We start from the raw sequence: 9,871 nt of genomic DNA, 5'->3' as shown, positions 1-9,871 counted from the left end.
CCGACGCTGCTGGTCGTGCCGCCTGCCCTGGAAGACACGGCCAACGCCCTGATGACTGCCGAACGCCTGGATGACGGGAAGACCAACATCTACAAGGGCACCGCCAAAGTTCTCGTGGTGCCGTGGCTGACCGACGATGACGCCTGGTTCCTGATGGACACCAGCCGCGCCATCAAGCCGCTGATTTTCCAGCAGCGCAAGAAGCCGGTCTTTGTCTCCCAGCAGGACATGAATAGCCCGGATGTGTTTATGCGCAAAAAGCTGAAGTTCGGGGCGGAAGCGCGCGGGTCGGCAGGTTTCGGTCTGTGGCAGATGATTTACGGCTCCACCGGCAAGGGCTGAGACCATGACTTACGCCACCCCTGAGGACTATATCGCGTATTTCACCGAGCGGGATGCCACCGGTGTTTCAGCGGATTATGACAGCGATACGCCGGATAACGCGCGTATTGCCCGCCACCTGCAGTCGGCCAGTAACCGCATTGATTCCTGGATTGGGGCGCGTTACAGCCTGCCACTCGGCGACGTACCTGACGCGCTGCGGGATTACTGCTGTGATATTGCCCGTTTTTTACTGACGGGCAGCGACCACGCCTGCACCGAGGAGATCCGCATGCGATACGACGATGCCATCAGCTGGTTAAAGCGTGTTTGACGTTTCATGGTGTCCCATGGTGTTTTATTTTACGGGGAAAAGTCCTGCTGTTACGGCATGTTAGCGACACGGTGTGTTTCATGCTGCTGCATATCGTTTCATCATGCTTCATGCATTTCTGGGTCTTTTCCTCCTGTCTATGACCCAGAAGACCCCACCTCTGGAGTGGGCCTTCGTGTTTGGAGTACCCAAAAATGACCCTGACTGACCGTCAGATACGTGCGTTACGTCCGACTGACCGGACATATAAAACCTACGATGCCAGAGGCCTGTTTATTCAGGTCACCCCGAGAGGGGTAAAGACATGGTATTACCGCTATAACCTTGGGGGAAAAGACAAAAAAATAAGCCTCGGGCTTTACCCTGAGATATCACTTGTCGCCGCAAGAGACAAAATAACCGACCTGCGCCGTATGGTTATGTCCGGGGTTGACCCGCTGATGTCTCGCCGGGAGGACAAGCGCCGGGAAACCAGTGCTCAGCTCAATACGCTTCCTGTCGTGATTGACGAATGGATGCGGCTGAACTGCACTGAGATGGCGGAGAATACACGGCTGGCGTACACACGTAACACCCTTCACATTTACCGATACTTTGGTAACAAACCTGTCGCGGAGCTGACCACGCCGGAATTGTTTGATTTTATCGTTCACGTCCGGGATACCCGTGGTGCGAATGTTGCGAGCCACGTATTGTCCGTGCTCAAAAGGTCACTGCAACAGGCTGTCCTGCGGGGTATGATTGCGTTCAATCCTGCGCGGGAGCTTGCTGGCACAGCGCCACGCCCAAAATCAGTGAACCGGGCGGCTTTACCTGCAAGCCAGATAGGTCAGTTTCTTGACGACCTTGAACGTTACCGGACACTGCATCCGTTTACCCGGCTGGCTCTGCGGCTGCTGATGCTGACCTTTGTCAGACCGGGCGAGCTTTGCGGTGCTGAATGGTCGGAAATCAGTCTGGATGAGCGACGGTGGGTTATTCCTGCCCACCGGATGAAGATGCGCCGGGAACATACAGTGCCGCTGTCAACGCAGGCCATTGAGGTGTTACGCACGTTACACGGGTTATCCGGCAATAACCGGTTTGTCTTTCCCTCTGAATCGAAAAAACGACACGTTCCCCCCAGTACACTCGTTCAGGCCATGGAGCGTATGTGTTATCGGGGAACGGCCACCCCACATGGGTTTCGGGCGCTGGCCAGCTCCACACTTAACGAGAATGGATTTATATCGGATGTGATAGAGCGCCAGCTGGCGCATATGGAAACGAACAAAATTCGCGCCGCCTACAACCGGGCGGAATATCTGGAAGAGCGCACCCGTATGATGCAGTGGTGGGCGGACTTTATCGACGAACAGCGCCGCAAATAATTTCATCCCTCCCCGCACAGGCCAGCTGAAAAGTTGGCCTTTTTCTTGCTACGCGCCCGCATACGCGAGAAAACCCGTTTTGATGTGTAACCGTGTAACCTCTGTATTTATTGATATATAACTGATTAATTAATAACACTATATATTGGTTACACCAGCGGTTACACATTGGTTACACATGGCGGGTGATGTGTAACCATTTCCGTTACCCGCTTCGTGAGCGCATCTGTTTCACCCGGTCTCATCCTGTTTCACTGCGTACCAGTTATCACCGGAGGTACGCAAAATGAGTACGCCCTTCATCCTCCCCGAAACGGGGCTTGTCCGTGAAAAAACCGTGCTTCAGCACATCGCGCCCGTGGCGAGGTCAACCCTCTGGCGCTGGCGTCGCTGTGGCACTTTCCCCGCCCCGGTTCAGATGGGCGACAACACCAACGGCTACCGCGCGGAAGACCTGCGGTCATGGCTGGCCAACCGTCAGGAGACGCACGCATGAAAAACATCACGCTCGACGAGCACATCCTGAGTCAGATGGCGGCATTCCTGCCGGAAAGCGTCCGCCAGATGGTCGACGTGCTGGGCGGGGAAGCCACCGCCCGGCTGGTAAACCGCTTTGGCGGGGCCAGCTTTCCCGTGTCGCGTGGCCTGCGGGACGCCGGAGGTCAGCGGCTGGGGATGCTGCTGGAGGTGCTGACCCCTGACCAGCTTCAGCGATTTATGCACACCTTCGGCGGCGACTCATCGTTCCTCATCCCCAAATGTGACCAGGCGAAACGCGAGTGGCGGAACCGGTTATTCATCCGCGACCTGCGGGACGCGCTGGCAACAGGTGCATCCCGGCGCATGGCGCTGTCGTGGCTGTGCCCGCGCTACGATATTGGCAGCACGCAGGCGTGGATCCTCATCCGGGAATACGGGCTTTCAGGAGGCGGCAAACATGCATCTGTGCACTGATTTTCAAAAAACGGTTGACGGCTGCGCGGCGGCAAATTATTTTGTTGTCGCTGGCGCATATTCGTCAGCCGGGTTTGACAGCCTGAACGTACATGCGGACAACCGCACTTATTCCGTAATGCGGTATTTTTATGTCCGTAATTTGCCATGTTGCGCCCAGATTATGGCGGGACGTGGCGGGGAGGCCACCGCGCCTGCTGGTTTCATGTACGCCAGTCTGTCAACCCCGTCACGTCCTGCCACCCCGTTTGACAGCGGGAGGCAGGTTCTAAAACCTGTACATGAGGCCGCACCTATGGCTACCCTTTCCCTGTCTGCGCCGCAGACCTACGTCTTCAAATTTGCCGCATTCGACCGCAGCGCCGATGTATTTCTTCCCGTGACCGTCTCAGTGATTGCCGCCAGCGAGCGTGAAGCCCGCCGCGCCTTTGCCCGGGATTATGTCCTGCTCATGACCGCCCGCCTGCCGTTCGCAGACGCCGCCAGTCACCCGATTGCGGGGGTGAACCATGCTGAATAATCCCGTTTACCCGGCAACCACCGTCATGGAGCTTGCCAGCATGGCGGCGCGTGAGCACACCGCAGGCAACCAGCGCAGAGCCACCACGACCAACGCTTATCTGCTGCTCAAGGGATTAACCGATGCGATGGAGCTTATCGCCGCGCTGACGCCGCGCGGGCACGTCTGGACAGACGAGCAAAAATACCTGTACGGGAGCTTCAACCGCGCGGCCTCCGAGCTGGCCAACGGGCTGAGCAATATCATCAGCATCACCAGCGACAGGGGGGTGTGAGATGGGACGCAGCAAATACCACCCGTGGCAGGATTTACCGGATGATGCCCGCCTGCTGCCGCACTCTGTGGCTGACCGCATCCGCTTTGGTTACCCGGCCTTTGAGCGCCTGCCCGCCTGCGGCGACTGGTTCCGGGGCCGTCTTGACCGGGTTCGCGTCCGGGTTTCCGCGCTCTCTGAGCGAGGGGATGAACTGCGCGTCAGCTATTTCGACACGGAACGCAACGACCATTTCAGCCTGCCTTTCAGTACGTTCCTGCTGGTGAACACCTTCGTTGCCGGGCGACCTGCTCGCACGCTGGCGGATGAAATCACCCCCGCAGGAATGCTGGCCGGGGCCGGGCTGACCCGGAACGATATTTACCGCATGGCCCTTGCCGTTGAGGTGGGGCACGGGCGCTGGCGGGGGATTTATCGCCAGCTGGGGATTGCTGTCCCGCAAAAGCACCAGTGGGGATATTGCCCGGTCTGCCAGCAGCGCCACGACGAACGCCCGACCCGGATGCAGTTTCGCAGTGATCCACGTGAAGACCCCGGCTACGGGATATGCCACTGCATCATGTGCGGGCAGCACGCCGGGCTGGATTTAATCGCGGGGGCAACAGGCTTATCGCTGAGTGCGGCGGCATCGCGGGTGCTGGCAGTCACGGGTGACCGCCAGCCGGAGGTGACAGACCATGCGCAGTGACAACACCCACGAACGGACACGCGCTGTCCGCGCCGCCGCTGCTGGTCGATGGGGAGACGTGCTCACCCGTATCGGTCTGCCTGAAAAATCCCTCACGAAACGCAACAAGCCCTGTCCGGTCTGCGGCGGCACCGACCGTTTCAGCTTCATCGACGACCAGCGCGGGGCATTTGTCTGTCGCGGTCTGGACAATCAGGGTGGAGATGGCTTCGCGCTGGTCATGCACTGGCTGGGGTGCGACTTCATGGCCGCGCTTGACGCCGTGGCGGACGCGCTGGGGATGGGTGGCGCTGCGCCATCCTTCACGCCGGACGTTCGCCGACCCGCCATCGCGGAGACGCCACGACCCGTTCCCCGCGACAACGGCGGCGCACTGGCGGCGTGGAGCAAGGGGAAACCCCTGACGGCGTGCAGCCCTGCGGGGTTGTACCTGCAACACCGGGGCCTGCTGCTGCCGCAGACCGCCGAACTGCGCCACATCCGCATCCTGAACTACTGGCATGAGGGCGCCGTGCTGGGGCGCTGGCCTGCCATGCTCGCCCGTGTCACCCGCGCCGATGGCGGCTTTGCGGGAGTGCACAGGACGTACCTCAACCACGCCGGAAACAAAGCGCCGCTGGCTGACCATGACGGTGTGGCGCTGCCCTGCAAAAAGCTGGCGGTGGTGCGTCAGGGCGTCATGCGCGGTGCTGCCGTCCGGCTGTTCCCGCCTGAGTCGGGGCGGCTTGCGCTGGCGGAGGGTGTCGAGACGGCGCTCGCCGTGCGTCAGGGTTCCGGCCTGCCTGTCTGGGCGTGCGTCTCGGCGTTCGGTCTGGAGCACATCGCCCTGGCGGAGGATGTGCGCGACGTGTTCATCTTCGCCGATAACGACGCCAGCGGCACCGGACAACGGGCGGCGGAGCGACTCAGACGGCGCTTATTGCGCACAGGATGCGCTGTGCGCGTTCTGGTGCCCTCCGTGGTGGGTTATGACTGGCTGGACGTTTTAAACGATTCTGGCGCGATTTAAACGGGTTTTAAACGGGGTTCAACGTGAAAGATAAAACCATCCGGGACACTGACAGGCTCAAAGATGCCGCCAGTGCCCCCGCAGAGCCAATGCGGCCTTACTATGACGTGGAGAACGGCGCACTGGTCTACGTGGGGGTCATCACTGACCGTCGCAGCGGGGCAACCAGCTACGGGGCGCCCCTGCGCCTGTGTGACGCGCTGGAGGTCACCGGGCGCGGCGTGGACGACAGCGGCATTCATTTTCGGGTGCTGCACTGGAAAGATTCCCGCAACGAGGCGGTCACCCTTGCTATCCCTGCCGCCGATATCGGCGACCGGGACGGCTGGCGGCTGCTCAAGGGGCGCGGCCTGTCCGTCTCCGCCCAGCGCCATCGGCTGGAGCTGCTCGCGGATTATCTGATGATGCACGGGAGCAAAAAACTCTGGCACATCACCCCGTCAGGCGGGTGGTGTCACGGGGCGTATATTCTGCCGTCAGGTGAAATTGTCGGGGAGCCGGACAGACCGATGCTCTACAACGGCGACCGCAGCCACGCCGCCAGTTACCGCCCGTCCGGCACGCTGGCCGACTGGCAGAAGCACGTTGCCACGCTGGCGCAGGGCAACAGCCGGGCCATGTTTGCCATCGGCTGTGCGCTGGCGGCCCCGCTGATGTGGCTGGCTGACCTTGAGTCAGGCGGTTTTCACCTGTTCGGGGATTCCAGCAGCGGCAAAACAGGTGCCGCCGCCATTGGGGCCAGCGTGTGGGGGGAGCCGGACGGGCAAAAACTGAGCTGGGACAGCACCCCGCTTGCGCTCACCAATGCCGCCGCCGCCCGCAATGACGGCCTGATGTGGCTCGACGAAATCGGCCAGGGGAAATCCTTCGATATTGGTCTGGCGGCCTACCGCCTGTTTAACGGCGTGGGGCGGATGCAGGGTGCGCGCGAGGGCGGTAACCGGACAATGGCCCGGTTCCGCACGCTGGTCCTCTCCACGGGGGAAAAAGCGGTCAACACCTTCATGATGGCGGACGGTCAGGCCATCCACGCCGGGCAGGAGGTGCGGTTACCCGATGTGCCCGCCGATGCGGGCGCGGGACTGGGAGCATGGGAAGACCTGCACCACCACGCCAGCGCCGGAGAGCTGGCCGAAGCCGTCAGCCGGGAGGCGAAACGCTACCACGGCACGGCGGGGCTGGCCTTTCTGGATATAATCACCCGCAACCGGGAAGCCATTACCGGGGCAGTGAACGACACGCTGCAGCGATGGCGCCACAAGCTGCCGCCCGAAGCCTCCGGGCAGGCTCGCCGGGTCACTTCCCGCTTTGGTCTGGTCGCTGCCGCACTGGAGCTGGCCGGGCGACATTCGGTGACCGGATGGAAAGCCGGCGACGGTGAGCGGGCGGTGGAAAAATGCTTTTCCGCATGGCTGATGCGCACAGGCACGGGCAAACGCGAAGACCTGCGTATCACCGAGCAGGCCGAAGACTGGTTTGCCATTAACGCGCTGGGACGTTTTATTCGCGACGATGAACACAGGCGGCTGGTTGGCGTGGTGGTGGCGCGGGAAACAGCTGGGCGGCACATGAAACGTGACGGCGCAGATATTTATTACGTGTTCCGGGGCGTGTTCAACGAGGAGATAGCCGCAGGGTTTGACCCCGCCAAAGCCGCGCAGGTGCTGCATGATGCGGGTATGCTGGCGAAAGGCAGCGACGGGCGCATTCAGCGGGTGGCAAAGATGCCGGGGCATAATGGCGCGGTGCGTGTGTATGAATTTATCCGCACCACCCGGACTGAGGACGACGAGAAATAAAAAAGGCACCGGAGAATACCTTTTCCGGTGCCTGTTACATAACGAGAAAAACCGAACCCCATCAGATCACGCGCTTAACCTCCTGTCAAGCTCAGCCGTATTCACATCCCTGTGCGGCCTGTGACGAGCATTAATCAATAAACGGGGTCACCCACACATCAACCAGATTGTAGTTCGGGTTGGGGGCCTGCCCCGCCAGCGTCTGCGCCTGCGCGATGTAGAATGCCGCCTCGCGGTTCGATTCCCCGACCAGCAGCACAGACGGTTTAATCCCCAGCAAATCCCCGGCATGGTCACGCTGGCTGACCATACGCCCGCGCAGGGCCGTGAAGTTGTCAGCGGTCAGCTCAAGATTGCTCATGAACGCCATCTGCCAGAACCCGTACCCCATGCTGCCCCGCCCCCGGATGCCGTAGAGGTACTCATCCCGCATAAACACATCGCGGCTCTGGCGTGGGTCGGTCAGGGCCGTCAGGGTGTACTTCTCGCGCTCCTGCCAGATAAACGGGCGCAGGGCGCGGCTCAGGTCAAGCAGATACCAGGGGGATTTTGCATCCGGCTTGCTGGCGGCCAGTGAAGCATTGCTGACCTTGCCGGATTTCCCGGCGAGACCCGACACGCTGTGCTCCCCGAAAAACGGGACACCATCGTAGCCTTTGGCCGATGTGCCATTGCGCAGCAGCTCAAACAGCAACTGGTCAGGATGGCGGGCGGCACGCTGCCCCATCTCCGCCGTGATGTTAGAGAACATCGCCAGCTGGTTATCGGCAATCTTGTCAGCCGGAATGGTGATGGTTGACTCGAACTTGCGGTTTTTAATCGCGTATTCGTACTCCGCCAGCTTATGGATTTCCCTGTCACCAATCCACTCCCGGATAGCCGGGAAGTCTGCCGCCCAGCCGTAGATTTCTGCGGCTGATGTGGACGGCACAAGGGTGGTCAGGGCCGGATAAAGCGGCTTTACGCCAGTGAATGCATTCTGGAAGGTTTGCTTCAGCGCGACATAGAGTGCCGCCAGCGTCTTGTCATTAATATCAATCATTTTAATTCATAACCTCATCACAATTTGATTACACACCATTCCTGCGGCGTGGCGGGACGCACTGCCCCGCACCGCTATGATGCGACCACAGTCAGACCGGGATGAGTTCCGGGAGCGAAGCAGTTAACGGGTTAAAAAATGCGCAGGTTACACGAAAATCCCGGACGGTTACACATGACGCCGATTTATGTGTAACCGTTTTTCACGATAAATAACAACGTATTACGGAAAAAGTTACACGGTTACACGGTTACCACGATTTTTTTGCTCACAGGTGCGGGCGCGCGTGATACGCCTCAGCGCAATGGCTGTCAACACCTTTTTCGCAGAAAAGAGACTTTTTGATGCAGCGCCCGAGTCCGCGACGCAAAAATCAATGGTGTGGGGGTAAAGTCATTTTGGGGGTGATTTTGGGGTAAATGTGAAAATCAGATTTTACATATTTAACACAAAATTAACTCGCCGTAAAAATGAGCTGAAAATGATTTTTCTGGAATCAAAACCGCCTGAAATAATTTCAGACTGGTACGGTTTGATTTTGGACGGTGCTCGTCAGGATGAGTTGTTTAAAAAATAGACGCCATCGCGTTGGTTAAATTCCCTTATGGGTTCTCATCTGGGTATTTACAGAAAATAACAATTTAATTATTCATTAAAATTCAATGTAATAGTTCGAAAACTCACATTTGCTGGTTAAAGCAGGTGGCAGCCGGGAAAGTCTCGCTGGGCAGTATGCCTGATGGCGGTAAAACCGTGGAACCCTCCTCGCCGGATGTGGTGTTTTACAGCGGCGGCGAGGATTTGTGGAGCCGTAACCGGACCGGCGGAGGATGCTACTGATGGTCACGCTTATGCAGATTGAGCGAGGGATATGCGACCGCCTGCAGCGGGGGCTGGGGATTGCGGTATCCGGGGTGGTCTCATGGGATGTGATGACGAACGATATCGGCGTCATTCTCAAGCGACTGCCGGGGGCCTTTGTGACCTTCACCGGTATCACCGGCAGCCATCCCCACGATACCCGCCGTACCCGGTATAAGGTCAGCGGGAATTTTGCTGTCTATGTCGCCGATTACAGCCTGCGAGGTAATCAGGCTATCCGCCAGGGGGCAGCCCGAGTTGATGAGCCGGGGTGTTACCGCCTGGTGCGTGCCGTGCGCCACCTGCTGATGGGGCAGGATTTGGGGCTTGAGATCGGACGTCTGGCACCCACCACGGTAAAAATGATCACCGGGCAGGTATTCAGTCAGAAAGCGATTGGTATGTACGAGTGTCAGTTTTCGACCTTCTGGTATGAAGACGCCATGGAGAACGGAAGCTGGCCGGTCGCGCCCGAGTATGACACGCACCCGGACCACGACTTTGTGCTGTGGAAAGGCCAGCTGGATGATGCCCCACGAGAGCACCGGGCCACGCATGCGGCCTGGCAGCTTCAGGGCCAGCCCGTGGCGGATGATACGGTGCTGGTCCCGGCCAAATCCAAACCTGAATCTGATGCCGGGGAAGACGGCCCGTTACTCTGAGGAATTTCACATGATGGTTATTGCCCGTCAGGGGCTG

The 9,871-nt window shown here is 59.4% G+C and carries 13 protein-coding genes; 12 read left to right on the top strand and 1 reads right to left on the bottom strand.

The genetic code is table 11. From position 1 onward, the window contains the following. From B9Y90_RS24905 to B9Y90_RS24860, 10 genes are all read left to right on the top strand, one after another. A partial coding sequence (locus B9Y90_RS24905) for a Mu-like prophage major head subunit gpT family protein (protein WP_176227931.1) occupies positions 1-342 on the top strand: 342 nt, incomplete at its 5' end. Positions 343-346: 4 nt separating this feature from the next. Further along, positions 347-655 (top strand): gp436 family protein, encoded by a 309-nt coding sequence (locus tag B9Y90_RS24900; RefSeq protein ID WP_085542998.1) that lies wholly within the window; start codon positions 347-349, stop codon positions 653-655. Positions 656-849: 194 nt separating this feature from the next. Then, entirely contained in the window at positions 850-2,025 is a 1,176-nt protein-coding gene (locus B9Y90_RS24895; protein ID WP_085542997.1) for a tyrosine-type recombinase/integrase, read from the top strand. 286 nt (positions 2,026-2,311) lie between these two features. Continuing rightward, the gene (locus tag B9Y90_RS24890) at positions 2,312-2,521 is read left to right on the top strand and encodes a helix-turn-helix transcriptional regulator (RefSeq protein ID WP_085542996.1); all 210 of its coding nucleotides are present in this window, start codon (positions 2,312-2,314) and stop codon (positions 2,519-2,521) included. After that, complete coding sequence (locus B9Y90_RS24885) at positions 2,488-2,979, top strand: ribosome-inactivating family protein (protein ID WP_254902758.1); 492 nt, start codon at positions 2,488-2,490, stop codon at positions 2,977-2,979. Before B9Y90_RS24890 ends, B9Y90_RS24885 begins: the two co-directional genes overlap by 34 nt. 295 nt (positions 2,980-3,274) lie before the next feature. Beyond that, entirely contained in the window at positions 3,275-3,499 is a 225-nt protein-coding gene (locus B9Y90_RS26695) for a host cell division inhibitor Icd-like protein (RefSeq protein ID WP_176227930.1), read from the top strand. Beyond that, the gene (locus B9Y90_RS24875) at positions 3,489-3,773 is read left to right on the top strand and encodes a hypothetical protein (RefSeq protein ID WP_085542994.1); all 285 of its coding nucleotides are present in this window, start codon (positions 3,489-3,491) and stop codon (positions 3,771-3,773) included. The genes B9Y90_RS26695 and B9Y90_RS24875 overlap by 11 nt, the downstream gene beginning before the upstream one ends. 1 nt (position 3,774) lies before the next feature. Further along, positions 3,775-4,461 carry a hypothetical protein gene (locus tag B9Y90_RS24870; RefSeq protein ID WP_085542993.1) on the top strand — a complete coding sequence of 229 codons (687 nt, stop codon included), beginning with the start codon at positions 3,775-3,777 and terminating at the stop codon, positions 4,459-4,461. Beyond that, positions 4,451-5,470, top strand: coding sequence for a DUF7146 domain-containing protein (locus tag B9Y90_RS24865; RefSeq protein ID WP_085542992.1), 1,020 nt, complete (start codon positions 4,451-4,453; stop codon positions 5,468-5,470). The genes B9Y90_RS24870 and B9Y90_RS24865 overlap by 11 nt, the downstream gene beginning before the upstream one ends. Before the next feature lie 23 nt (positions 5,471-5,493). After that, positions 5,494-7,269 (top strand): DUF927 domain-containing protein, encoded by a 1,776-nt coding sequence (locus B9Y90_RS24860; protein ID WP_085542991.1) that lies wholly within the window; start codon positions 5,494-5,496, stop codon positions 7,267-7,269. Between the two features lie 130 nt (positions 7,270-7,399). Here the strand turns inward: B9Y90_RS24860 and B9Y90_RS24855 are convergent, their stop codons facing one another. Beyond that, the gene (locus tag B9Y90_RS24855; RefSeq protein WP_085542990.1) at positions 7,400-8,311 is read right to left on the bottom strand and encodes a Mu-like prophage major head subunit gpT family protein; all 912 of its coding nucleotides are present in this window, start codon (positions 8,309-8,311) and stop codon (positions 7,400-7,402) included. Positions 8,312-9,013: 702 nt separating this feature from the next. Between B9Y90_RS24855 and B9Y90_RS27025 the strand changes: the two genes are divergently transcribed. Further along, entirely contained in the window at positions 9,014-9,151 is a 138-nt protein-coding gene (locus tag B9Y90_RS27025; protein WP_176227929.1) for a hypothetical protein, read from the top strand. Then, positions 9,151-9,834, top strand: coding sequence for a phage protein Gp37 (locus B9Y90_RS24850; RefSeq protein WP_085542989.1), 684 nt, complete (start codon positions 9,151-9,153; stop codon positions 9,832-9,834). The genes B9Y90_RS27025 and B9Y90_RS24850 overlap by 1 nt, the downstream gene beginning before the upstream one ends. Positions 9,835-9,871: the final 37 nt, after the last annotated feature.

The organism is Cedecea sp. NFIX57 (assembly GCF_900177785.1).
Lineage (GTDB): Bacteria > Pseudomonadota > Gammaproteobacteria > Enterobacterales > Enterobacteriaceae > Cedecea > Cedecea neteri_C.
The sequence above is the reverse complement of the archived record's forward strand: the minus strand, read 5'-3'. Positions and strand labels throughout refer to the sequence as shown.

What these genes read in the sequence shown, in the direction of transcription:
- B9Y90_RS24900 (WP_085542998.1), top strand. Translation starts at nt 347, where the DNA reads ATGACTTACGCCACCCCTGAGGACTATATCGCGTATTTCACCGAGCGG.
- B9Y90_RS24895 (WP_085542997.1), top strand. Translation starts at nt 850, where the DNA reads ATGACCCTGACTGACCGTCAGATACGTGCGTTACGTCCGACTGACCGG.
- B9Y90_RS24890 (WP_085542996.1), top strand. Translation starts at nt 2,312, where the DNA reads ATGAGTACGCCCTTCATCCTCCCCGAAACGGGGCTTGTCCGTGAAAAA.
- B9Y90_RS24885 (WP_254902758.1), top strand. Translation starts at nt 2,488, where the DNA reads ATGGCTGGCCAACCGTCAGGAGACGCACGCATGAAAAACATCACGCTC.
- B9Y90_RS26695 (WP_176227930.1), top strand. Translation starts at nt 3,275, where the DNA reads ATGGCTACCCTTTCCCTGTCTGCGCCGCAGACCTACGTCTTCAAATTT.
- B9Y90_RS24875 (WP_085542994.1), top strand. Translation starts at nt 3,489, where the DNA reads ATGCTGAATAATCCCGTTTACCCGGCAACCACCGTCATGGAGCTTGCC.
- B9Y90_RS24870 (WP_085542993.1), top strand. Translation starts at nt 3,775, where the DNA reads ATGGGACGCAGCAAATACCACCCGTGGCAGGATTTACCGGATGATGCC.
- B9Y90_RS24865 (WP_085542992.1), top strand. Translation starts at nt 4,451, where the DNA reads ATGCGCAGTGACAACACCCACGAACGGACACGCGCTGTCCGCGCCGCC.
- B9Y90_RS24855 (WP_085542990.1), bottom strand. Translation starts at nt 8,311, where the DNA reads ATGATTGATATTAATGACAAGACGCTGGCGGCACTCTATGTCGCGCTG.
- B9Y90_RS24850 (WP_085542989.1), top strand. Translation starts at nt 9,151, where the DNA reads ATGGTCACGCTTATGCAGATTGAGCGAGGGATATGCGACCGCCTGCAG.